The organism is Actinophytocola sp. (assembly GCF_036555685.1).
Classification (GTDB): Bacteria; Actinomycetota; Actinomycetes; order Mycobacteriales; family Pseudonocardiaceae; genus Actinophytocola.
This window is the reverse complement of record NZ_DATBKY010000299.1, coordinates 12,638-35,624: the sequence shown is the minus strand read 5'-3', so window position 1 is coordinate 35,624 and position 22,987 is coordinate 12,638. Positions and strand designations below refer to the sequence as shown.

Below are 22,987 nucleotides of genomic sequence, written 5' to 3'. Positions count from 1 at the left end.
GCGGTCGATCACCCAGGAGGTCCGCGATGTCCGCCGATTTCGCTGCCCGGTTGCGCAGGCGGGAGCCCGTGGTGGGCTACTGGTGCGCACTGGATGCCCCCGTGGCGACGGAGCGGATCGCGCGGCTCGGGTACGACTACGTGTGCCTGGACGGGCAACATGGCTACCTCGGGTACTCGGGCATCCTGCACGCCCTGATGGCGATCGGCTCCGCGGCCGGGGCAGTGGGCATCGTGCGGGTGGAGGCCAACGACATCACCCCGATCGGCCGGGCCCTCGACGCCGGCGCCGCGGGCGTGATCGTTCCGTTGATCGAGACACCGGCGGACGCGGCGAAGGCGGTCGCCTCCGTCCGGTACCCACCCCTGGGCCGGCGTTCGTTCGCCGCCAACCGCTCCGGCTTGCGCCCTACCGAGGCGAACGAGATGAACGTGGTCATCGCGATGATCGAGACGCCGTCGGCTCTGTCCGAAGTAGACGCCATCTGCGCGACCCCGGGACTGGACGGCGTCTATGTCGGCCCCTCGGACCTGAGCCTCGCCGTGGGCGGCGCGTACCCGATGGACCCAGCGGTCTCGGTCGAGTTCGACGCTGCCGTGACCCGCATCCGCGAGGCGGCCCGGAAAGCAGGCATCGCGGCCGGCATCCACACCCCGAACGGCGAGACCGCCGCCCGCCGGCTGGCGGAGGGCTACACCTTCGCCTCGATCGCCTCGGACCTGAACCACCTGGAGCAGGCGGCGCGAGGGCACCTGAAGGACGCCCGCGCAGAGACGTACTGATCGTGACTTTGGCGCACCAGATGATGGGTGGGCCGCCGACCTGCCACCCCGGCCTCACCCGGCCCGGGAACCACATCAACCGTCAGCCGAGAAGCATCAGGCAATCACCCGCCACCAAGCCTCGTCCACCACCGACTCGGCGCCGAGCGACTCCCCCGGCCGGGGAACCGAAACCCGAACATCCTCCACCGCCGCAGCCTTGACAAGCCGCTCGACGGGCTCCGACCACGCGTGCGGGGCCAGGTTGAACGTCCCCCAGTGCACGGGCACCAGAACGCCGCCGCGAACCGCCTTGTGCGTGGCCACGCCCTCCTCCGGCGTCATGTGGATGTCCGGCCAGTACGGCGAGTACGCACCGATCTGGATGAACGTCATGTCGAACGGTCCGTGCTCCTCGCCGATCTCCTGGTACCCGTCGAAGTAGCCCGAGTCGCCGGTGTAGAAGATCCGGCGCTCCCGGCCCGCCACGACCCAGGACGCCCACAGCGTGCCGTTGCCGCCGGGGCGCAGCCGGCCCGAGAAGTGCCGGGCCGCCGTCGCGATCAGGGTCAGGTCGCCGATCGTCGTCTGCTCGGTCCAGTCCAGCTCGGCCATCCGGGACGCGGGGATGTGCCAGCGTTCCAGGTGTGCGCCCACGCCCAGCGGGACCACGAAACGCGCGGCCGGCCACAAGGCCGCGGCGCGCCGGATCGTGGGCATGTCCAGGTGGTCGTAGTGGTCGTGCGAGATTACCACCGCGTCGATGGGCGGTAAGTCCTCCAGCGCGATCGGCACCGGGTGGAGCCGGCGCGGACCGACCACAGAGGACGGCGACACGCGTTCGCTCCACACCGGGTCGAACAGCAGCCGCCGGCCTTCGAGCTCGACGAGGACCGTGGCGTGGCCCAGCCACGTCACGCGCAGCCCGTCCGCCGGCGGTGCGTCGAACGACGGCACCACCAGCGGAACGGGTTGGGCCGGCTTTCGTAACTCCTTGCCGAACACCATCTCGCGGAAGATCTCGGGCCCACTCGAGGGTGGGGCGATGCTGGCCGGGACCGTGTTGTGGAACTGGCCGTCCCGGTAGTGCGGCGACCGCCGCATCCGCGCGAGCCGCGCACCCTGCGGCCGACCCCCGATCGCGGCAGGCACCTGCCAGCCTGCTCGCATGAGCGCCGCCCCGGCACCCACCGGCACCAGGAGTGCCGAGCGTCGCACCACGTCGTTGAGCCGCATGTCGTGTCCGTCCCTTCGGTCCTGCTTCGATAGTGCCCGCGTCTTCCTGAGGACGGACTGAGAGATCCCCGGTCAGCTCCGTCCGCGGCGGTAGAACCGACCGTGGAGAACCAGGACGGCACTCAGCAGGATGAGGTTCTTGATGACGAACTCACCCTGGGTCGTCAGCAGCAACGGATTTCCACCCTGGAAGGTGACCTCGGGCTGGGTGACCAGGGCCAGGAAGTGCCCACCAGGTGTGCGAACAGCAGCGTCGCGTTCGTGCTTGCCGAACCGGCCTGACCCGCCGCGATCCCCCTCCGCCCGCCCAGCGACCGGACCGGACGAGGCGGGCGCCGGCTTGGCCGCGCCCGCCGCGCAGCGGGCGCCGAACCGGCTGCGGCTATCGGGTCAGCGCGACGCGATGCCCTGTACGACGCCCAGCTCCAGGAGTTCCTCCGGGCGGAGCTTGAGCCGGTCCGCCAACTCGGGCACCTCCGCCGGGTCGCGCTTCAGGATCGCCGCCGCCAGTTCCGGCGCGATCACCGAGAAGTACGCGTCCGGGGCTATCCACAGCCGGTCCGGTGAGCACAGGGCCAGCGCCCCACCCGACCCGCCCTCGCCGATCACCAGCGTCGTCACCGGGACTCGCGCGGTCGCGATCGTCGCGAAGAGGTCCGCGATCGCCGGGGCCGCGCCCGCCCGCTCCGCCGCCGGGCCCGCGGCGGCGCCCGGTGTGTCGACCAGCGTCAGCACCGGCAAGCCCAGCCGGTCGGCCAGGCGCACGAGCCGGCTCGCGGCCCGGTAGCCCGCCGGCGTGTTCGCCGTTCCGGTCTGCGCCGCGTACGCGACCGACCGGCCCTCGTGCCGGCCGACGCCACACAGCATCCCCTCGTCGACGCCGCCGGCCCGGTCGCCGCGGACCGAGCGGCGGGTCGCGAAGTAGTCGTCCAGGTACGCCACCGCCCGCGGCCGCGCTGCCGAACGGGCACGCGTCACCGCCGCCCAGCCCGTCGGCGCCGGCGTCAGCGCACCCAGCGCCCGAGGTACCGGAGCCGGAGCCGCGGACCCGCCGGACAACAGCGCGAGCCAGGCACCCAGCTGCGCGCGCAGGTCGGTGACTAGCTCGTCCACGTTCCCCGCCGCGTGCTGGCCCTCCGCCGTGTACGCGGGATCGTCGGCGGCCGGCCGGACCCGGCGACCGGCGAAGCCGACCTGCGCCCCGCGAAACGCCAGCACCACGTCCGCGCCCGCGCCGAGCGACGCCCACACGCCGCCCGTGGCCGGGTCGCGCAGCACCGCCACGTGCGGCGTGGGCGTCCGCACCGCCTCACCCACGATGACCTGCAGCTGGCGCAGCGAGAGCATGCCCTCCTGCATCCGCGTCCCGCCGGTCGCGATCAGCGACACCACGGGCAGGCCGCCCGCCCGGGCCCGGGCGAACGCGTCCGCGATCCGCGCGCCCGTGGCCGAGCCGACCGAGCCGCCGAGGAAGCGGAAGTCGAACGCGACGAGCACCGCGGCCACGCCGCCGACCGTGCCCTGCCCGCACACCACGGACTCGGTCAGGCCCGACCGGGCCTCCGCGTCCTTGCGGGCGACGCCGTAGCCGGGCCACGACAGCGGGCCGTCCGGACCGTACGGCGAGCCCTCCGCCTCGAACTCGAGAAAGTCGCCCGCGACAGAGGCGAGCACCGCGCGGGCGCCCTCAGCCATCCAGCGCCCGCTTCAGCACCTTGCCCATCTCGTTGCGCGGCAAGGACTCCCGGAACCGCACCACGCGGGGACGCTTGTGCGGCGCGAGCAGCCGGGCCACGTGGTCGGCCAGGTCCTCGGCCGACGGTGCCGGCCCGGCGGGCACGACCCATGCCACGATCCGCTCCCCCAGGTCGGCGTCCGGCTCGCCGGTGACGGCGACCTCGGCGACCCCCGGATGCTCGAGCAGCACGTTCTCGATCTCGCCGGCGCCGATCTTGTAGCCGCCGCTCTTGATCAGGTCGGTGGCGCGCCGGCCGACGATGCGGACGTAGCCGTCCGGATCGCGCACGGCCATGTCGCCGGTGCGGAACCAGCCGTCGCGCATGACCTCCGCGGTGGCGTCCGGCCGGTTGAGGTAGCCGAGGAAGAGGTTCGGCCCGCGCACCTCGATCTCGCCCACCGTCTCGCCGTCCAGCGCGCCGACCGGCGTCCCGGAGTCGTCGACGAGCCGCAGGTCGACGCCCGGCAGCGGCAGGCCGACCGTACCGGGGCGGCGGTCGCCGTCGGCGCGGACGCTGCAGTTCATGAGCGTCTCGGTCATCCCGTACCGCTCGACCACGCGCTGGCCGGTCAGCTCCGCGAGCCGCGCGTGGTCGGTGGCCGGCAACGCCGCCGACCCGGACACGAGCAGCCGCGCGCGGCCGACGGCGGCGGCCAGCGCCGGGTCGTCCGCGCAGTCCGCCACGAGCCGGTGGTACATGGTCGGGACGCCGAACAGCATCGTCGCCTCCCGGGCCAGCTCCGTGCCCACCCCCGAGGAGGAGAACCGGCCCAGGTGGTGCAGCGAACCGCCGCGGCGCAGCGGTCCGACGACGCCGAGGATGAGCCCGTGCACGTGGAACAGCGGCAGCCCGTGCACGAGCACGTCGTCCGCGGTCCACCCCCACGCCTCGGCGAGCGCGTCGAGGTTGGCGGCGAGCGCGCGGCGGGGCAGCACCACGCCCTTCGGCGGGCCGGTGGTGCCGGAGGTGTACACGACGAACGCGGGCGTCTCGCCGTCCGGCTCGGCCGCGGTCGGCGTGGCCACCACGTCGGCGGGGGAGACCTGGACCGGCAGCCGGGCGAGCGAAGCGAGCGGGCCGGGCAGCTCGACGTTGGGCGCCGAGAGCACGACGTCCGGCTCGCTGTCGGCGACGACGTGGGTCAGCTCGCGCTCCCCGATCTTCGGGTTCACCGGCACCACCGGCACGCCGGCGACCAGCGCGGCGACCACCGCGACACACGTCTCCATCGTCGGCGTGGCCCAGACGGCGACGCGTGCACGGCCGCGCAACCGGTCCGCGAGGTGACTCGCGAGCCGGTTGAGGTCACGGTAGGTCAGCTCCGCGGCGGCGAAGCGCAGCGCGGTCCGGTCACTGCCGGCGACCAGTTCGGGAAGCAGCGGGCTGTTCACGTTCACCATGGTGGCCGAAACACCGGCGGAAGGCTGACCGGGTCTCGAGCGCCCGTTGCTCGCGACCGCGCATCCTGCGCGCATGGACGTGCGCGCGCTGCTCGACCGAGCGGAGATCACCGACACCGTCGTGCGGATGGGATGGTGTCTGGACCGCCGCGACTGGGCCGGGCTGCGCGCGCTGTTCACCGACCGGGTCCGCACGGACTACACCGCACTGTGGGGCGGCGAACCGCAGGAAGGCCCGGTCGACCAGCTGCTGAGCACGTCGGCGCAGGGTTCCTGGCGGCGCACGATGGACGGGCTCGAGGCGACCCAGCACCTGATCACGAACGTCCTCGTCGACGTCGAGGGCGACGAGGCGCGCACGACCGCGAACGTGGTCGGCGTGCACCGCCTGGCGAACCCGCACGGATCTCCACTGTGGACGGTCGGCGGCACGTACGACATCCGGCTCGTGCGCCTGTCCACGGGTTGGCGGATCCGGGCGATCACGCAGGATCTCGCGTGGGTGGAGGGAAACCAGCAGGTCCTCTTCCGCGCGGCCATGCGGCACGCGGCCTAGTCCCAGCGCACGTACAGCTCGGGCGGCTTGCGGAAGACCAGGCCGCGCGGCTCGTGCGGACGTCCCGGCGCCAGGCGCAGGTCCGGCAGCCGGGCGAACAACTCGCGTGTCCCGAGCTCCGCCTCCGTGCGGGCCAGGCGGGCACCGAGGCAGAAGTGCGGGCCCTGCGCGAACGCCAGGTGCTGGCGGACGTTCGCGCGCTCGACGTCGAAGCGGTCCGGGTCCGCGAAGACAGCCGGGTCGCGGTTAGCGCCCGCGATCGACACGGTGACGAGGTCGCCCGCCCCGATCTCGGCGCCGCCCAGCGACACGTCGTGCGTCGCGTAGCGGTCGACCACCGCGGCGGCCGGCTCCAGGCGCATCGACTCCTCGATCGCGTTCGGCAGCGCCCCCGCGTCGAGACCCGCCAGCAAGAGGTGCCGCACCAGGTTCGTGATCATGCCGGCGGTGGTGTCGATGCCGCCGAACAGTAGCACCGCCGCGTTCGACACGACCTCGTCCTCGGTCAGCCCGTGCGCGGCCGCGGCGAGCACCGAGTGGGCGTCGCCCGACGCCAGCGTCCGGGACACCGCCGACCGCAGGGAGCCGACCGCCGACGAGCCCGCCGGCGTCGGCGGGCCGCCCGCGGTCACCGTCGACACCGACTCCACGATCGCCTCGTACCACGACAGCACGGTCGCCGCGGCCGCCCCGGCGAGGCCCAGCGCGTCGGCCACCACGGCGACCGCGAGCGGGCCCGCGAACCGCGAGCGCAGCTCCACCACACCGTCCGCGGCGAAGCCCGACACCAGCGACGCCGCGTACGACGCGACGAAGTCCGCGAACCGCTCGCGCACCGGCGCCGGCCGGAACGGCGGCACGAACGGGTCGCGGTGCCGCGCGTGCGCCGCGCCGTCCAGCGACAGCATCGACGGGCCCACCACACGGGCGGTCGAGAAGCGCGGATCGTCCACCGTGAACGTCTCCGCGTCGCGCATCACCCGCAGCGCCAGGTCGTGCCGGGTGACGAGCCAGCCGCCCAGCACGGGCAGCCACGACACCGGCGCGGCCGCGCGCAGCCGCGCGAGGGCCGGGTGCGGGTCGGTGACGAGCTCGTCGAGTGTCACTGCGGCCCCGAGAGGATGGCTCACCGGCGGAAGTCTAGGCGGGACAACAGAAATGAAACGTCCCAAGCGGCAGGTCTGACTGTCTGCTCGAAACTCGACTACCTTTCCTGACAACGCTTGTGAAACGTTTCACAGTGACGGACAGAGGAGCCGTGACAGCGCTACCCGTGCTCCGCGACGTGCACAAGTCGTTCGACGCCGTGCGGGCGCTTCGCGGCGTATCGGTCGAGCTGCACGCCGGCGAGGTGCACGCCCTCGCGGGCGAGAACGGCGCCGGCAAGTCCGCAGAGGTCCGCATCATCGGCGGCGAGCACCAGCCGGACGCGGCGAGCTGCTGCTCGACGGCGAGCCGCACCGGTTCACCGGGCCGCGGGACGCACAGCAGCACGGGATCGCCGTGATCCACCAGGAGCCGGCCCGGTTCCCCGACCTCACCGTGGCGGAGAACGTGTTCATGGGCAGGCAGCCCCTGCGGTCCGGCCGGCGCATCGACCGCGCCGCGATGCGCCGCCGGACCGCGGAGCTGTTCGAGGCGCTCGGCGTGCCGATCGACCCGGACCGCGTGACGCGTGGGCTCTCCATCGACGACCAGCAGATCATCGAGATCACCAAGGCGCTCGCCGCCGACGCGCGGATCATCGTGATGGACGAGCCCACCGCCGCGCTGTCCACTGTGGAGGCCGAGCGGCTGTTCCGGGTGGCGCGCAGGCTCGCCGAGGGCGGTGCCGCGCTGCTGTTCATCTCCCACCGGCTCGGGGAGCTGGAGGAGCTGTGCGAGCGGGTGACGGTGCTGCGCGACGGCGCGCTCGTCACCACCGCAGCGATGGCCGACATCGACCGGAACGGCCTGGTGCGCAGCATGGTCGGCCGGGCGGTAGACGTGCTGTACCCGGACCGCGAGGACGAGCCGGGCGACGAGGCGCTGGTAGTCGACGGGCTGAGCCGCACCGGCGTGTTCCACGACGTGTCGTTCGAGGTGCGCCGCGGCGAGGATGAGCAAGGACATCGCCGTGGTGACGCTGGACTCCGACGCGGCCGAGGACGCCCGCGACGTGTTCATCAACCAGGCGAGCTCTGAGGAGATCGGCCGCTCGCAGGTAAAGCTGATCGCCAAGCAGATCGGCGGCGCCGGCAAGATCGCGATCCTGTCCGCGACGCCGAACGCGACGAACCAGAACACCTGGATCGAGTTCATGCGCGCGGCGGCCGGCTGGGGCGTCTAGATCGAGAACCTGCGCGGATCGCGTCACGCATCGGACATCCGGCACGACTCTAGGGGTGTACCTGGGGACGACCTGGGAGTCACGCCATGTTCGATCCGGTCAGTATGTTCGTGGTCGCGCTGGTCAGCGGCCTGCTCCGCGGCGTCGAGGAGGCCACCAGCAACGCGGTGACGGACGGCTACAAGCTGCTCGTCGGCCAGGTCGGCGACCGCTACGGCACGACGGTCGCCACCAGGATCGAGCGGCTGCGCGCCGACCCCGCGTCCAAGCAGCACCAGCTCGCGCTCGCCGCCACCCTGCGCGAGGCGGGCGGCGAGCAGGACCCGGAGCTGCACCAGGTCGCACGCCAGCTCATCGAGTGGGCCGAGGATCCGCAGGGCTACCAGGTCACGCAGGTGGATCCGGTCGAGCAGCTGATGAAGTTCACCGGCCTGTGCGCGATCGGCGAGGCGCTGGAGGCGCACGTCGGGCAGGTGCAGGCGATCCGGACGCGCTACAGCGTCGAGGACATCGACCTGCTCACCGCGACCGTCGGCGGCCAGCGGGACATCCCGGCCGCCGAGCGGGCGCGGCTCGCGCAGCTGCACGTGCGCATCCGGCAGGTCATCGAGTCGATCGCGATGCAGATGGAGGACAGCCGCTACCGCGGCGTCGAGCACGCGGTGACCGAGCTGCCGACCGGTCTGGCCGAGCGCAACCGCGCGGTGCGCCTGGTGCGCGCGGAGAAGTCGCTGCACGGCTCGTACGAGTCGCTGCGGCTCACCGTCGAGTTCCTCGGCGAGCTCAACCGCAGCATCCTGGCGCGCATCGAGATCGAGGAGTCGCCGGAACGGCTGTCCGCCATGATGTTCGGCAACGCCGTGCTGATCTACGAGCTGTCCGACTTCGTCATCGGGTACGTGCGGGCGTTCGCGCTGGACAACGACCTGGCGCCGCTGCACGACGAGGCCATCGAGCGGCTGCGGGTCGCGCGGGACACGCAGCGGGCGCTGCTGGCGCGGCTGGAGTCCGACACCGCCATCGACGAGTCCGTGCGCGCCGACACAATCGAGGACATCCGCAACCGCGACCACGCGATCAACGAGCTCGAGCGCGAGTGGGACGAGTACCTCGGCGACGTGGCCACAATGGAGCGAACGGTCGCCGACGTGCGCCGCCGGCTCCCCACGCTCGAGGTGATCCGCGAGAACGCGCGGATCCAGATCATGACGCTCCAGCTGTTCGCGCTGCTGCGGTTCCTCAAGCAGAACGACCGGTCCATCCAGGGGACCGTCAACACGCTCGCCGGCTTCCGGCTCGCCCCGCTGACCCCGACGCGGGTGAGCAGGCTGCTCGGCATGGAGGTGACCGCGTCATGACCGAGCCCCGCTTCGAGCCGCGTGTCGAGCCCCGCTTCGAGACGGTGGACTCCGCCGCGCTGGAGGACCTGCTGCGCCGGCCGGACCTGCCGATGGCCGAGCGCCGGGCGATCCAGTACGAGCTGGGCCGCCGGATCGCGGGCAACATCTCCGGCGCGCCGGCCACGCCGGCGCCGCCGCCCTCGCCACCCGTGGGCACGCCGGCCGCGCAGTTCGCCGCACCGTTCGGCACGCCGCCCCACGCGTCGACGCCAGTTCCTTCCGCGCCTCCGGCGTCGCCCGGGTCCGCCGCACAATCCGCACCGACGCCCCCGGCATCGCCGCCCCGCGGTTCCACCGCACCATCCGCATCCGCGCCCCCGGTATCGCCGCCGCGCGGGCCGTCCGGGCCTTCGGTGCCGTACGTTCCGGCCGGGCCGCCGCCGCGGGGGCCCTACCCACCCGCGCAACCACGCCCGTCCCGCAGGTCGGCCGCCGGCGCGATCGTCGGCGTGCTGGTCGTGCTGGCCGCCGCCGTGGGCGCCCTTCTCTACTTCCTGAACGGCAGCGACGAGCCGACCCCACCCTCGGACGGCACCACCTGCTACGCGACCGCCGGGCCGTGCCCGCTGGCCGCCGCGGCCCCCATCGGCTCGCCGTGCACCTGCGTCGACAGCGCCGGCGTGGCCTACTCCGGCACGGTCGGCTAGGACAACCGGTACGCGCGCCGCGCGGTGCCCTCGAAGACCTCCCGCCGCTCGGCGCCGGACAGGGCCTCGGTCAGGGCGCGGGCGGTCTCGGTGACCTGTGCGTAGGTGGCGGCCAGCTCGCACACCGGCCAGTCGGAGCCGAACAGGACGCGGTCCGGGCCGAACACCTCCAGCACGTGCTCGGCGTACGGGGCCAGGTCGCCGACCTGCCACGACGTCCAGTCCGCCTCGGTGACCAGGCCGGACAGCTTGCAGAACACGTTGGGGCGCCGGGCGATCGCGCCGATCGCGGTGGCCCACGCGATGAGCGCGCCGGACGCGATCGGCGGCTTGCCCGCGTGGTCGAGGACCAGGCGCGCGTCGGGCAACCGGTCCGCGACTTCGGCGGCCGACGCGTACTGGGCCGGGCTGACGAGCAAGTCGTAGCTGAGGTCGGCGGCGGCCACCGCCCGCAGGCCGCGCAGGACGTCCGGGCGCAGGAGCCAGTCCGGGTCCGGCTCGTTCTCGACCTGGTGGCGGATGCCGGCGAGCAGGTCGCGGTGCGGGAGCGCGGCCAGCCGGTCGGCGACGTCCGGCGCGGTCAGGTCCACCCAGCCGACGACGCCCACGACGAACCCGCCGCTCGCCGCGGCCGTCGCCAGGAACTCGTCCGTCTCCGCCGCCGAGGACACGGTCTGGACGAGCACGGTGGCGTCCGCGCCGGACACCTGGCGCAGGTCGTCCACTGTGTACGGATGGCGGATCGGGTCCAGCGCCGCGCCGGCCAGCCACGGGTACTCCCGCCGGCCCGGGTCCCAGAGGTGGTGGTGCGCGTCGATCATGCGAACTCCTTCGGCAGCGGGGCGTCCGCGCGCAGCAGGCCCTCGGCGACGAGATCCGGCCACAGCGCCGACGGCACCGGGACCGCCGCGCGGTCGACGTTCGCGTTCACCTGCCCCGGCGAGCCGGCCCCCAGCACGACGCCGTCCACGGCCGGGTGCGCCGCGGGTAGCGCGATCGCCGCGTGCGGCAGCTCGACGCCGTGCCGCTCGCAGACCGCCGCGATCCGCCGGGCGCGGGCCACCAGCTCGGCGGGCGCGTCCGCGTAGTTGTACTTGTCGCCGGGCTGGTGCGTGGCGAGCAGGCCGGAGTTGAACACCCCGGCGGCCAGCACGCGCACGCCACGCTCCTCGCACAGCGGCAGCAGGGTGTCGAGCGCCGGCTGCTCGAGCAGCGTGTACCGGCCCGCGATCATCACGGTGTCCACGTCGGCGCGGCGGACGAGCTCGGCGAGCACGGCGTCGAAGTTCATGCCGAGCCCGATGCCGCGCAGCACACCCTGGTCACGCAGCTCGGCGAGCGCGGGCAGCGCGCCGGCGAGCGCCGCGTCGACGTAGTCCTCCGGGTCGTGCACGAACGCGAGGTCGACCCGGTCCAGGCCGAGCCGCCCGAGGCTGGCCTCGAGCGACCGAAGCACGCCGTCGCGGCTGTAGTCACGCCTGCGCACAATCGTGCGCGGCACGTCGAAGCCCTCGGTGTCGCGCTCCCCCGCGCCGCCGGGGTTGTCGACGAGCAGCCGGCCGACCTTCGTGGAGATCGCGTACTCGTCCCGTGGCCGGGCGGCGAGCGCGGCACCGAGCCGGCGTTCGGACAGGCCGAGGCCGTAGTGCGGGGCGGTGTCGAAGTAGCGGATGCCGCGGTCCCACGCGGTGTCGACGATCGCGCGCGCGTTCTCGTCGGACATCGCGTGGTATAGGTTGCCGAGCTGCGCGCCGCCGAGGCCGAGCTTCACGGCAGCTCCCAGACGAGCTCGAGGCCGGTGTCGTCACCGGAGTAGTCGTCCTCGACGTCGAGCAGCTCGGCCATCCTCGCCTGCCACGGCACGTTGGCGGGGTGGTCGCGCAGCGCGTGGCGCATGGCCGCGTAGTCGGCGACCTCGACGACGTGGAACAGGTCCAGCCCGTCGCGCCAGATCCGCCACGACGAAACGCCCGCCGCGCGCAGTGCGATGTCCAGCTCGTCCGGGATCACCGCATGGACGCGCTCGTAGTCGGTCTCCTTGCCCGGCTTGAGCCGGGTGTGCAGGGCAACACGCATCGGGCCTCCATTCGTGGCACTCTGACGGGAGAAACATCCGAGGTCTGCGTTGAAGGGTCGTGCCATGCCGGTCACCGACGAAGCGATCGACAAGATCAAGGGCATGATCATCTCCGGCGAGCTGGCGCCCGGCGACCGGCTGCCGAAGGAGGCCGACCTGGCGTCCCGGCTGGGACTGTCGCGCAGCTCGCTGCGCGAGGCCGTGAAGGCGTTGTGCCTGATCAGGGTGCTCGATGTGCGGCAGGGCGACGGCACGTACGTCACCAGCCTGGAGCCGAAGCTGCTGCTGGACGCGATGACGTTCGTGGTCGACTTCCACCGCGACGACACGGTGCTCGAGTTCCTGGCGGTGCGCCGGATCCTCGAACCGGCGGCGACGGCATTGGCGGCGCAGCGGATGACCGAGGCGGACATCGCGGAGCTCGCGACGCTCCTCGAAGGACTGGACGAGTCGCCGACCGTCGAGGCGCTGGTGGCCAACGACCTGGAGTTCCACCGGCGGATCGCCCTCGGGTCGGGCAACTCGGTGCTGTGCTCGCTGATCGACAGCCTGTCCGGGCCGACTACCCGGGCGCGGATCTGGCGCGGGCTGACCCAGGAGGGCGCGGTCGCGAAGACGCGCGAGCAGCACCGGGCGATCTACGAGGCGATCGCGGCGCACGAGCCGGAGCTGGCGCGGTCGTGGGCGACCGTGCACGTGGCGGGGGTCGAGCAGTGGCTGCGCAAGACGCTGGGGTCCGCCTCGTGACCGCACGGCGTGCCTACTTGGGGCGCGGGCGCAGGCCGTACATGCCGCCGTCGACCGCGAGCGCGGTGCCGGTGGTCGACGAGGACGAGGGGCTCGCCAGGTAGGCGATCGCCTGGGCGACCTCCTCGGCGGTGACGAGGCGGCCCATGGGCTGGCGGCCTTCCAGCGCCCTGCGTTCGGCCTCCGGATCGTCGGCGGCCTGCAGGAGCCGGCCGACCCACGGCGTGTCCGCGGTGCCGGGGCAGACGCAGTTGACGCGGATGCCGTCGTCGAGGTGGTCGGTGGCCATGGCGAGGGTCAGGCCGAAGACGGCGCCCTTGCTGGCGGAGTAGAGCGCGCGGTTCGGCAGGCCCTGCCAGGCGGCGATCGAGCAGGTGTTGACGACGGCCGCGCTCGTCGAGTCCCGCAGGTACGGCAGGGCGGCGCGGGTCGTCCGGGCCATGCCGACGACGTTCACGTCGAGGACGCGATGCCATTCCTCGTCGTCGTTGGCGGTGACGTCGCCCTGGGCGCCGATGCCGGCGTTGTTGACGAGGATGTCGATGCCGCTCATCGCCGCCGCGGCCTTCTCGACCGCGCTCCTGACCTCGCTGTCGTCGGACACGTCGGCGCGGTAGCCGGTGAGGGGCGCGGGGACGTCGGGCTTGAGGTCGAACACGGACACGGTCGCTCCCCGCTCGGCGAGAAGGGTGGCGGTGGCGAGGCCGATGCCGGACGCGCCGCCGGTCACGATCGCGCGCAGGCCGTCGAATTCGGTCATGCGTTCCTCCACTCCGGACCGTCGGGGTAGGCGTACCGCTCCAGGCTCTCATCACGGATGCGGGCGGAGAAGCCCGGCTGGTCGGGGGCCTGGTAGCGGCCGCCGCGGACCACGGCGGGGTCGGTGAAGTGCTCGTGGAGGTGGTCGACCCACTCGATGGCGCGATCCTCGTCGGTGCCGGACACGGCGACGTAGTCGAACATCGAGAGGTGCCGGACGAGCTCGCAGAGGCCGACGCCGCCGGCGTGCGGGCAGACGGGGACGCCGAACTTGGCCGCGAGCAGGAGGATCGCGATGTTCTCGTTGACCCCGCCCACGCGTGCGGCGTCCAGCTGCAGCACCTGTATCGCGCGCGCCTGGAGCAGCTGCTTGAAGACGACACGGTTCTGGACGTGCTCGCCGGTTGCGACCCTGATCGGCGCGATGGCGTCGGCCACGGTCTTGTGCCCGAGGACGTCGTCGGGCGAGGTCGGCTCCTCGATCCAGTAGGGATCGAACTTCTCGAGGGCGCGCATCCACTCGATGGCCGGTCCGACGTCCCACCGCTGGTTCGCGTCGACGGCGATCCTTATGTCGGGGCCCACCGCCTCGCGCGCGAGGCGCATGCGCCGCGTGTCGTCGGCCAGGTTGCCGCCGACCTTGAGCTTGATCATGTCGAACCCGTCGGCGACGGCCTGCTTGGCGAGGCGGACGAGTTTCTCGTCGGAGTAGCCGAGCCAGCCGGCGCTGGTGCTGTAGGCGCGGTAGCCGGCTCTGCTCAGGTGCTGCTCGCGGTCGGCTCGGCCGGCCTCGGCCGCGCGGAGGATCGCGAGGGCGTCGTCCTCGGTGAGCGCGTCGGTGAGGTACCGGAAGTCCACGAGCCCGACTATCTCCTCCGGCGTCATGCCCGCGAGAAACCTCCACAGTGGACGCCCGGCGCGCCGGCTGGCGAGATCCCAGGCCGCGTTGACCACGGCGCCGATCGCCATGTGGGCGACGCCCTTCTCCGGCCCGAGCCAGCGCAGCTGCGAGTCGCCGACGAGGTCCCGCGAGAGCCTGCCGAGCTCGTCGGCCGTCTCTGGCGTCGCACGCCCGACGACTCGGTCGGCCAGCGCCCGGATGGCGGCGGCCTGGACGTCGTTGCCGCGGCCGATGGTGAAGGCGAACCCGTAGCCGTCGGGCCCGTCGTCGGCGCGGAGGACGACGTAGGCGGCGGAGTAGTCCGGGTCGGGGTTCATGGCGTCGGAGCCGTCTAGCTCCCGAGAGGTGGGGAAGCGGATGTCCAACACCTCGAGCCCGACGATGCGCGCCACGTGTCCCCCTTCCCGAGCCCCGGAACAGACATCCGATGTATACCTGATCGGACCGCCAGAATCCAGAGCCCGAGGTGCGCGGCCCCTCGATTGATCCGATCAGTCTCCGCTGCTGATCCACCCGACCCGTCGGCTCACGCCCTTCCACGCCGAGTGATCCCAAGACAGACGATCCCGAACCAACCGATCCGCAACGGGATAGTCCCGAAGCAGACAATCCAGATCAAACTGATCCCGAACCGGCTGATCCCGAAGCCGACCGGCCCGAAGTGACCGGCCCGAAGTGACCGGCCGCAGAGCCGATCATCTCGGAGCGACCGATCCCGAAGCCGATCATCTCTCAGCAGATCGTCTAGAAGCAGATCGTCTCCAAGCAGACCGTCTCCAAGCAGACCGTCTAGAAGCGGATCGTCTAGAACCAACTCACCCGGAAGCAGACGATCTCGAAACAAGCGATCTCGAAACAGACGATCTCGTGGCAGACGGTCTACCGGCAGACGATCCCACAGCGGACCGTCCCGCGGCCGACCATCCGTAGCGCGTCATCGCCACCAATTCGAAACAGACCATCCCCGGCAAGACGATCTACGAGCGGACCGTTCCGGAGCAGACCATGTCGAGCCCAGACGATCTTGGGCGGGGCCTGCCACGAAGGGCGGCCACAAAGGAGATGTCGGATGTCCGCCATGGCGTAGTTCGGCCACCCTTGACCGCTTCACCCCTCTCCCATCACCGCAAATACTTGGCGGGCAGGCGTCCGTATCAGCACGCCGTATGACGAAGGGCACGTTATGAGACCGAGAATCCCGCTAGTGGTCGCGGCCGTGGCCGCGCTCACCGTCGCCTTGGTGCCGGGGCAGGCCGCCGCGGCGCCGGCGACCACCCCACTCTCCACGGCCGACGGCTTCGTCGCGCCCCTGCACCTCGCCAACCATCGCCTCGACGCCGCCGACCAGGCCCGGCTCGACGCGATCACCGCGCACCTCCCCGCCGACTGGCAGAGCCGGCTCGCGCGCTTCCAGGCGAAGGTCGGCGTCCCGCAGTCGGACGCCGAGCGGGCCGTCGCCGGCGTGATCGACCCGACGCAGTACGAGTGCCAGGACACCGCGTTCTCGAACTACGCCAACTCGCTGATCGACCAGGTCGACATCGGCACCCTGTTCATCCTCATCATCCTGGGCGTGCTCGACTACCCGACCTACGACGCGATCATCTTCGGCAAGCCGAAGGACACCGAGGACTACGGTCTGCCGACCGGCTACAAGTCCCCGATCAACCAGGCCGTCAAGGGCTCGCAGAAGTTCTGGGACGTCAACCTGTTCGACGTGCAGACACTCGCCATGCAGAACGACATGCTCACCGACCACGCCCGCGTCGCCCGCATCATCGGTGTGCTCTTCGGGGTCGACGAGGCCGAGGCCGACGAGACCGCGACCCTCGTCCAGGACGTGCTCAACGAGTCGCCGCAGCTGGACGGCGGGCGCAACCCGATCTTCACGCTCAACGCGTTCGCGTTCACCGCCGAGGGCGAGACCGACCCGGTCTTCGCCGGCCTGCCCGACAAGATGGTCTGGGGCGAAGGTCTGGGCAACGCGCTCGACGCCCTGAGCCTGGGCACCGACGCCGCCAAGGGCGTCATCGGGCACGAGATGGGCCACCACGTCCAGTACGAGCAGGGCTTCTTCGACAGCCCGCTGACCGGCCCGGAGGCCACCCGGCGCACCGAGCTGATGGCGGACTCGTTCGGCACGTACTTCATCGCGCACAAGCGTGGCCTCGGCATGAAGGGCGCCGCGCTGCACAAGGCGGAGCAGGCCTTCTTCGAGGTCGGCGACTGCCAGTTCGACAGCAACGGCCACCACGGCACGCCGAACCAGCGCCTGAAGGCCTCGATCTGGGGCGCGGACCAGGCCGCCAAGGCCCAGCCGCCGTTCCCGATCCTGCCGTCGATCACCCTGTTCGACAAGTTCGAGAAAAAGCTGCCCAACCTGGTCAAGCCGGACGCGAAGAACGCCCCGGCCGCCTGATGCGGCAACGTCCCGTCGCGGCTGGTGTCACAGCCAGCCGCGGCGGGCCGCCTGCACTCCCAGCTGGAACCGGCTGCGCGCGGCGAGCGCGTCCTGCAGCGCCATGATCCGCCGCGTGACGGTCCGCTCGCTCACCCCGAGCTCGCGCGCGATCGACGCGTCGGTCAGGCCCGCACCGAGCATCGACAGCAGCCGCCGGGTGTCCTCGTTCGGGCCCGCCGGACCGGCGTCGCCGACGTGGTCGGCGGCGATCGGCACGCCCAGGGTCCAGTACGTCTCGAAGACCCCGATCAGCGACTCGAGAAAGCCGCCCTCGAAGAACATCAGGCCATGCAGCCGCTCGGGTCCGGGCATCGGCGCGGTGAGCACCGCCCGCTTGCCGTCGGCGATCTGGAGGTTGCACGGCACGTTCGGGAACACCCGAGCGGACTCGCCGGCGTCGACCGACTCCTGCACCAGCGCCATCACCTCGACCTGGCGCAGGATCTGCGCGCCGTACACCACCCGGTACGCGACCCCCCGGCGCAGCGCCTCGGCCGCGCCGGGCTGCCGGTTCGGCGGCGGCGCGGAGTCGCCCCGCGGCCCGATCGACAGCGCGAGGACCTCCTTCTCCGACTCCTCGTGCAGGCGCGTGGTCTCCTCCATGACGCGGGGCGTCGTGGTGAGCACCTCGAGGTAGTCCGGCGCCGACGACTGCCGCGCCCACAGCTGGGCCAGCACCTCCGACGCCTCGCGCGCCGCGGCGGCCGCGCGCACGTAGCGGTCCGCGAGCGCCTGCAGCGGCAGCCGCGGCGGCAGCGGTTCCAGCACGCCGGCCTCGACCTGCACGAGGCCGAGCTCGGTCAGCTCCGCCAGTGCCGCGGTCACGTCGACGCCGAGACGGTCGGCCAGCGTGTCCGGGTCGCGAACCCCCTCGACGATCGTCCGGTAGACGCGCTCGGTCGACTCCGCCAGCCCAGCGTCTCCGGAGTAGTACGAAACGGTCATCGCCCTCACCCTGTGCGCCCTGCCCCGACGCCGAGTGGGCACATGTTAACTAACCGACGACAAGCACTTCCAGGTTTCGGGGACCGTGCACGCCCTCGACCCGATCAAGCTCGATGTCGCTGGTCGCCGAGGGCCCGCTGATGAAGGTCAGCGGCCGGGACGGGTTCAGCCGGGCCAGCGCCTCGGGCACCGTGCCGACGATCTGGGACTCGCGGACCACGCACAGGTGGTAGTCCGGCAGCAGGGTCAGCGCGCGCCTGCCCTGCGCCTCCCCCGCGTCGAGCACGATCGTGCCGGTCTCGGCGATGGCGACCGCGCAGCCGGTCAGCACGCCGTCCGACCGGTCGAGCGTCGCGCGGGACAGCGCGTGCCCGGGCCCGTCGAGCGACCACACGACCTCCCCGACCCGCCACCAGCCCGGCACGTCCGCGGGCGCGACCATCTTGCGGGCCTGCCGCCCGCGCAGCGACTCCTCGATCCGCACGTGCAGCACGGCGTCGCGCACCCGGTGCACCACCGCGCGGTAGTCCGCCACCCGCGACGCGAACAACGGCACCACGTCGCCGACGTCGCGGGCGCGTTCGTAGTCGCGGCGCACCTCCGGCGGGTGCGGCCGGTCCGCCAGCGCCTTGCGGATCCGGCCGAGGACGACGTCGCGCGAGTCAGCCACGGGTCCTCCGCCACCACGCCGAGAACGACTCCGCGGGCGGTGCCGGCACGTCCCGCGAGTCCGTCCACTTCGAACCCGGCCACGGCAGCCGCTTGATCCGCCCGCGCCGCGCGACGAACCGCAGCAACGACCCGGCGCGCTGCGCGAGGTGGAAGCGGCGCGGCGAGCCCATCACCCAGGACGCCGCCGCCATCGCGACCGCCTCCGGCGTGTACGGCCCCTTCTCCGCCACCACCTTCGACCGCAGGTGCACCAGCACCTCCGGGATGTCGATCCGCACGGGGCACACCTCGTAGCACGCCCCGCAGAGCGACGACGCGAACGGCAGCGAACGCAGCAGCGCGTCCGTCTCCGCGTCACCCGAGCCGGCGCCCAGCTGCGGGGTCAGGATCGCGCCGATCGGGCCCGGGTACACCGAGCCGTATGTCTGGCCGCCGGTCCGCTCGTAGACCGGGCACACGTTCAGGCACGCAGAGCACCGGATGCACCGCAGCGCCTGCCGGCCGACGCGGTCCGCGAGCGTGGCCGTGCGGCCGTTGTCCACCAGCACCAGGTGGAAGGTCTGCGGCCCGTCGCCTGGTGTCACGCCCGACCAGATCGACGTGTACGGGTTCATCCGCTCGGCCGTCGACGAGCGCGGCAGCAGCTGCAGGAACACCTCGAGGTCCTGCCAGGTCGGGACGACCTTCTCCAGGCCCATCACGGTGATCAGCGTCTCGGGCAGCGTCAGGCACATCCGCCCGTTGCCCTCGGACTCGACGACCACGACCGAGCCGGTGTCGGCGACCGCGAAGTTCGCCCCGGAGATCCCGACCTTGGCGGAGAGGAACTTGCGGCGCAGGTGCAGCCGCGCGGCCTCGGTGAGCTCCGGCGGCCGGTCGGACACCGTGCGGGCGTGCGGCATCGTGCGGCGGAAGATGTCGCGGATCTCCGAGCGGTTGCGGTGGATCGCGGGGACGAGGATGTGCGACGGCCGGTCGTCGCCGAGCTGCACGATCAGCTCCGCGAGGTCGGTCTCGATCGCGGTGACGCCGCCCGCCTCGAGGGCCTCGTTCAGCCCGATCTCCGCGGTGGCCATCGACTTGACCTTGACGACCTCGCGCGCGCCCGCGGCCCGGACGAGGCGGAGCACGATCTCGTTGGCCTCCGCGGCGTCCCGGGCCCAGTGGACGCGTCCGCCCCGGGCGGTGACCGACCTCTCCAGCCGTGTCAAGTAGACGTCCAAATGCGACAGCACGTCGTCCTTGATCGCCTCGCCGGCGCGGCGCAGCCGCTCCCAGTCGGGCAGCTCGGCGACCGCGGCGGCACGTTTCGTGCGGATGGTCGTGGTGGCGTGCGCGAGGTTGCCGCGCAGCTGGGTGTCGGCGAGCGCGGTGCGGGCGGCGTCCGGGAAGGTCGGGCTGCCCAGCCAGGTCACCGGGTTGCGACCCATGCTATTCCGCCTCCCCGGATTTCAAAGTGTTGGTCGCCTCGCGTTCGTATGCTGCGGTCGGGCGCGTACTTGTGGCTGGGTCGCGTCCCGTTCCCCTTGGGTGCGGTCGGGCGACGGTCACCTTCCACCAGCTCCTCACCGCCATGGCTCTTCCTCCGTGCTGGCCAGGATTTCTGCCAGGTGCAGGGCTCGCACGCCGGTGTTGAGGCGGGACAGGCCGCCGCCGATGTGCATGAGGCAGGAGTTGTCGCCCGCGGTCACCACCTGGGCGCGCGTGTCGAGGACGTTGCGCATCTTGTCGGCGAGCATCGCGGTCGAGGTCTCCGCGTTCTTCAGCGCGAACGTCCCACCGAACCCGCAGCACTGCCGCTCGCCGGGCAGCTCGACCAGGTCCAGGCCGCGCACCGCGCGCAGCAGCTTCAGCGGCTTGTCCCCCACGCCGAGCATGCGCAGCGAGTGGCAGGTCGGGTGGTAGGTGACGCGGTGCGGGAAGTACGCGCCGACGTCGGTCACGCCGAGCACGTCGACGAGGAACTCGGAGAGCTCGTAGGTGCGCGCGGAGACCGACGTGGTCGAGCGGTGCAGGCCCGGGTAGAGGTCGCGGACCATGCCGACGCACGAGCCGGACGGCGCCACCACCGCGTCGTAGCCGTCGAACGCCTTCGCCGTCCGGCGCGCGAGCGACGCGGCCTGGCGGCGGTAGCCGGTGTTGTAATGCATCTGGCCGCAGCACGTCTGCTCCGCGGGGAACTCGACCGTGCAGTCCAGCCGCTCCAGCAACCGGACCACCGCCCGCCCGGTGTCCGGGAAGAACGTGTCGGTCAGACACGTGGCCATCAGCGCCACCCGCGTGGTCAACGCACCCCTTCCCGCTAGGCCTTGGCGAGCGCCGACCGCTGCCGGCCGAGGCCGTCGATCTCGATCTCCATCACGTCGCCGACCGAAAGGTACGGGAACCGGCCCGACAGCGCGACGCCTTCCGGCGTGCCGGTGTTCACGAGGTCACCCGGCTCCAGGACCATGTACTGCGACAGGTCGTGCACGAGCGTCGCGACGCCGAAGACCATGTCCGCGGTGGTCGAGTCCTGGCGCGGCTCGCCGTTGACGAACGAGCGCAGCCCGAGTGCCTGCGGGTCCACCTCGTCGGCCGGCACCAGCCACGGGCCGAGCGGGTTGAACGTCTCCGCGCACTTGCCCTTGCCCCACTGTCCACCGGAGACGGACGGGTCGAGCTGGAAGTCACGCTCGGACACGTCGTTGGACAGCACGTACCCGGCGACGTGGTCCAGCGCCTCGTCCGGCGAGTCGAGGTAGCGCGCGCGGCGGGCGATCACGACGCCGAGCTCGACCTCCCAGTCGACCTTGACCGCGCCGCGCGGCACGAGCACGTCGTCGAACGGGCCGACGACTGTGTTGGGGTGCTTGAAGAACACGACCGGCGCGTCGGGCGGCCGGCCGCCGGACTCGGCCGCGTGCGCCGCGTAGTTCATCCCGATGCAGACGACCGCGGTGGGCCGGGCGATCGGCGGACCGACCCGCTCCCCGGCGATGTCGACCGCCTGAAGCTCGCCCGCGGCCAGCGCGGCCCGGGTGCGCGCGATGCCGTCGCCGGCGAGGAACGTCCCGTCGATGTCGGCGCTCAGCGCGAAGGCCTGGTTCTGGTCGTCCAGCACCACCGGACGCTCGGCGCCGGGGGCGCCCACTCGCATGAGCCGCAAGGCAAAGCTCCCATCGTCGTCCTCCGAACACTCTAGGCCGGGCGGCGACGGTTGGCCCGGAACCACCCGGGTAGCCGGCGAGTGATCACGCTGCACTCCCGGCCGGAACTCCATGCAGCAAGTCATCGGATGTAAGTCGACGATCTCACCGCCGGCCTCTCATGATCCGTGATGGCTGGCATGATTCGTCGGACCACTCTCGCCGTGCGGTTCGCGTACGATCCGGGCCCATGTCGGACACGCTGGGCTGGACGTCGTACGTCGACACCAAGGCACAGGTCGAGCACGACCGGTTGACGTTGCTGCAGGAGGTGTTCGACCCGGTGACCGCGCGGCTGCTGGAGCGCGTGGGCGTGCAGCCGGGGTGGCAGTGCCTCGAGGTGGGCGCGGGCGCCGGGTCGGTGGCGCGGATGCTGGCCGAGCGCGCCGGGCCGGCGAACGTGACCGCGACCGACATGAGCACGGACTTCCTCGAGCCGCTGGCGTCGACGGGGATCCGCGTGATGTACCACGACGTGACGGTGGACGAGCCGCCCGGCGAGTTCGACCTGATCCACTCGCGGTTCGTCATGGAGCACGTCACCGGCCGGGACGCGACGCTGCGGCGGATGGCGTCGTGGCTCAAGCCGGGCGGGCTGATGGTCGTCGAGTGCGGGACGCCGGTGCCCGAGCTCTCGAGCCATCCTTCCGTTCGTGCCTCGCTGACCGCGCTCGGAGAGATGATGTCGGCGTCGGTGGGCACGGACCCGGAGTGGGCACGGCGGCTGCCGCTCCCGCTCGAGCAGGCGGGCTTGGTGGACTGCGTCGCGGAGGCCCATGTCGTGCCGGCCCGCGGGGGCTCGCCGATGGCCCGGTGGCTGACGGCCACGCACCGGTTGATCGAGGAGCCGGCCGTGGCGCGCGGCGTGGTGACGGCGGAGGACCTGTCGGCGGCGTACGCGGCGTACGCGGACCCGGACTTCGTGGACTACACCTGGCTGACGGTCGCGGCCCTGGGCCACCGCGCGGGCTGACGGGCGGCCTCCGGCCCCCGGAATTCAGCGTACGGGCCTGCACCGACGGGCACCGGCGGACGTCGGGAGTCCTGTGGACAGCTCCGCAGACGTGCGCGGCCGTCCACAGGCCGTGACCGCGTGGCCCGGAAACGTCGGGGTTCTTCTCTAGACTGGAAAGCGGGGGGACCCCGCGCGACCGGACCAACGTGTCGCC

At 72.3% G+C, this 22,987-nt stretch carries 23 protein-coding genes and 1 pseudogene; 10 read left to right on the top strand and 14 right to left on the bottom strand.

Features of this window, described 5'->3' with window-relative positions:
- Positions 1-26 precede the first annotated feature (26 nt).
- Entirely contained in the window at positions 27-782 is a 756-nt protein-coding gene (locus VH969_RS30970) for an HpcH/HpaI aldolase family protein (protein WP_331980756.1), read from the top strand.
- 96 nt (positions 783-878) lie between these two features.
- Here VH969_RS30970 and VH969_RS30965 read toward each other — a convergent pair whose 3' ends face one another.
- Positions 879-1,997: an MBL fold metallo-hydrolase gene (locus tag VH969_RS30965; protein WP_331980754.1), complete on the bottom strand. Its 1,119-nt coding sequence runs from the start codon at positions 1,995-1,997 to the stop codon at positions 879-881.
- A 102-nt stretch (positions 1,998-2,099) separates the two neighbouring features.
- Between VH969_RS30965 and VH969_RS30960 the strand changes: the two genes are divergently transcribed.
- The gene (locus VH969_RS30960; RefSeq protein WP_331980752.1) at positions 2,100-2,279 is read left to right on the top strand and encodes a hypothetical protein; all 180 of its coding nucleotides are present in this window, start codon (positions 2,100-2,102) and stop codon (positions 2,277-2,279) included.
- A gap of 108 nt (positions 2,280-2,387) precedes the next feature.
- Here the strand turns inward: VH969_RS30960 and VH969_RS30955 are convergent, their stop codons facing one another.
- Both VH969_RS30955 and VH969_RS30950 read right to left on the bottom strand, forming a co-directional pair.
- Positions 2,388-3,692: a carboxyl transferase domain-containing protein gene (locus VH969_RS30955; RefSeq protein WP_331980750.1), complete on the bottom strand. Its 1,305-nt coding sequence runs from the start codon at positions 3,690-3,692 to the stop codon at positions 2,388-2,390.
- Complete coding sequence (locus VH969_RS30950; RefSeq protein ID WP_331980748.1) at positions 3,685-5,127, bottom strand: acyl-CoA synthetase; 1,443 nt, start codon at positions 5,125-5,127, stop codon at positions 3,685-3,687. Before VH969_RS30950 ends, VH969_RS30955 begins: the two co-directional genes overlap by 8 nt.
- Positions 5,128-5,209: 82 nt before the next feature.
- Here VH969_RS30950 and VH969_RS30945 point away from each other — a divergent pair, with 82 nt between their 5' ends.
- Complete coding sequence (locus VH969_RS30945) at positions 5,210-5,692, top strand: nuclear transport factor 2 family protein (RefSeq protein ID WP_331980746.1); 483 nt, start codon at positions 5,210-5,212, stop codon at positions 5,690-5,692.
- On the opposite strand, the gene VH969_RS30940 is transcribed toward VH969_RS30945, so the two are convergent.
- Complete coding sequence (locus VH969_RS30940) at positions 5,689-6,822, bottom strand: cytochrome P450 (protein WP_331980744.1); 1,134 nt, start codon at positions 6,820-6,822, stop codon at positions 5,689-5,691. The two genes, VH969_RS30945 and VH969_RS30940, sit on opposite strands and share 4 nt — an antisense overlap.
- A 95-nt stretch (positions 6,823-6,917) precedes the next feature.
- On the opposite strand from VH969_RS30940, the pseudogene VH969_RS30930 reads away from it, so the two are divergent.
- The 4 genes and pseudogenes from VH969_RS30930 (at position 6,918) to VH969_RS30915 (ending at position 10,068) form a co-directional block, all read left to right on the top strand.
- Positions 6,918-7,876: pseudogene (locus VH969_RS30930) on the top strand (ATP-binding cassette domain-containing protein).
- Positions 7,809-8,021 carry a substrate-binding domain-containing protein gene (locus tag VH969_RS30925; protein WP_331980740.1) on the top strand — a complete coding sequence of 71 codons (213 nt, stop codon included), beginning with the start codon at positions 7,809-7,811 and terminating at the stop codon, positions 8,019-8,021. Before VH969_RS30930 ends, VH969_RS30925 begins: the two are co-directional and overlap by 68 nt.
- Before the next feature lie 86 nt (positions 8,022-8,107).
- On the top strand, positions 8,108-9,379 hold the full coding sequence (locus VH969_RS30920; protein ID WP_331980738.1) for a Het-E N-terminal domain-containing protein: 1,272 nt from the start codon (positions 8,108-8,110) through the stop codon (positions 9,377-9,379).
- Positions 9,376-10,068: a hypothetical protein gene (locus VH969_RS30915; RefSeq protein ID WP_331980736.1), complete on the top strand. Its 693-nt coding sequence runs from the start codon at positions 9,376-9,378 to the stop codon at positions 10,066-10,068. The genes VH969_RS30920 and VH969_RS30915 overlap by 4 nt, the downstream gene beginning before the upstream one ends.
- On the opposite strand, the gene VH969_RS30910 is transcribed toward VH969_RS30915, so the two are convergent.
- From VH969_RS30910 to VH969_RS30900, 3 genes are read right to left on the bottom strand one after another with little or no spacing between them, the layout of a single operon-like run.
- Positions 10,065-10,889 (bottom strand): amidohydrolase family protein, encoded by an 825-nt coding sequence (locus VH969_RS30910; RefSeq protein ID WP_331980734.1) that lies wholly within the window; start codon positions 10,887-10,889, stop codon positions 10,065-10,067. The genes VH969_RS30915 and VH969_RS30910 overlap by 4 nt on opposite strands.
- On the bottom strand, positions 10,886-11,839 hold the full coding sequence (locus VH969_RS30905; RefSeq protein ID WP_331980732.1) for an aldo/keto reductase: 954 nt from the start codon (positions 11,837-11,839) through the stop codon (positions 10,886-10,888). The genes VH969_RS30910 and VH969_RS30905 overlap by 4 nt, the downstream gene beginning before the upstream one ends.
- Complete coding sequence (locus tag VH969_RS30900) at positions 11,836-12,144, bottom strand: L-rhamnose mutarotase (protein ID WP_331980730.1); 309 nt, start codon at positions 12,142-12,144, stop codon at positions 11,836-11,838. The genes VH969_RS30905 and VH969_RS30900 overlap by 4 nt, the downstream gene beginning before the upstream one ends.
- Before the next feature lie 64 nt (positions 12,145-12,208).
- Between VH969_RS30900 and VH969_RS30895 the strand changes: the two genes are divergently transcribed.
- On the top strand, positions 12,209-12,892 hold the full coding sequence (locus VH969_RS30895) for a FadR/GntR family transcriptional regulator (RefSeq protein WP_331980728.1): 684 nt from the start codon (positions 12,209-12,211) through the stop codon (positions 12,890-12,892).
- Between the two features lie 13 nt (positions 12,893-12,905).
- Here VH969_RS30895 and VH969_RS30890 read toward each other — a convergent pair whose 3' ends face one another.
- Together VH969_RS30890 and VH969_RS30885 are read right to left on the bottom strand one after the other, a co-directional pair.
- Complete coding sequence (locus tag VH969_RS30890; protein WP_331980726.1) at positions 12,906-13,652, bottom strand: SDR family NAD(P)-dependent oxidoreductase; 747 nt, start codon at positions 13,650-13,652, stop codon at positions 12,906-12,908.
- Positions 13,649-14,944 (bottom strand): enolase C-terminal domain-like protein, encoded by a 1,296-nt coding sequence (locus VH969_RS30885; RefSeq protein WP_331980724.1) that lies wholly within the window; start codon positions 14,942-14,944, stop codon positions 13,649-13,651. The genes VH969_RS30890 and VH969_RS30885 overlap by 4 nt, the downstream gene beginning before the upstream one ends.
- 812 nt (positions 14,945-15,756) lie before the next feature.
- Between VH969_RS30885 and VH969_RS30880 the strand changes: the two genes are divergently transcribed.
- The gene (locus VH969_RS30880) at positions 15,757-16,971 is read left to right on the top strand and encodes a neutral zinc metallopeptidase (RefSeq protein ID WP_331980722.1); all 1,215 of its coding nucleotides are present in this window, start codon (positions 15,757-15,759) and stop codon (positions 16,969-16,971) included.
- 27 nt (positions 16,972-16,998) lie between these two features.
- On the opposite strand, the gene VH969_RS30875 is transcribed toward VH969_RS30880, so the two are convergent.
- From VH969_RS30875 to VH969_RS30855, 5 genes are all read right to left on the bottom strand, one after another.
- The gene (locus tag VH969_RS30875; RefSeq protein WP_331980720.1) at positions 16,999-17,958 is read right to left on the bottom strand and encodes a helix-turn-helix transcriptional regulator; all 960 of its coding nucleotides are present in this window, start codon (positions 17,956-17,958) and stop codon (positions 16,999-17,001) included.
- 49 nt (positions 17,959-18,007) lie between these two features.
- Positions 18,008-18,628, bottom strand: coding sequence for a LutC/YkgG family protein (locus VH969_RS30870; protein ID WP_331980718.1), 621 nt, complete (start codon positions 18,626-18,628; stop codon positions 18,008-18,010).
- Positions 18,621-20,060 carry a LutB/LldF family L-lactate oxidation iron-sulfur protein gene (locus tag VH969_RS30865; protein WP_331980716.1) on the bottom strand — a complete coding sequence of 480 codons (1,440 nt, stop codon included), beginning with the start codon at positions 20,058-20,060 and terminating at the stop codon, positions 18,621-18,623. The genes VH969_RS30870 and VH969_RS30865 overlap by 8 nt, the downstream gene beginning before the upstream one ends.
- 135 nt (positions 20,061-20,195) lie before the next feature.
- Positions 20,196-20,897, bottom strand: coding sequence for a (Fe-S)-binding protein (locus VH969_RS30860; RefSeq protein ID WP_331980714.1), 702 nt, complete (start codon positions 20,895-20,897; stop codon positions 20,196-20,198).
- A 35-nt stretch (positions 20,898-20,932) separates the two neighbouring features.
- A complete protein-coding gene (locus VH969_RS30855) occupies positions 20,933-21,778 on the bottom strand; it encodes a fumarylacetoacetate hydrolase family protein (protein ID WP_331980712.1) in 846 nt (281 codons plus the stop codon).
- A gap of 230 nt (positions 21,779-22,008) precedes the next feature.
- On the opposite strand from VH969_RS30855, the gene VH969_RS30850 reads away from it, so the two are divergent.
- The gene (locus VH969_RS30850) at positions 22,009-22,791 is read left to right on the top strand and encodes a class I SAM-dependent methyltransferase (protein WP_331980710.1); all 783 of its coding nucleotides are present in this window, start codon (positions 22,009-22,011) and stop codon (positions 22,789-22,791) included.
- Positions 22,792-22,987: the final 196 nt, after the last annotated feature.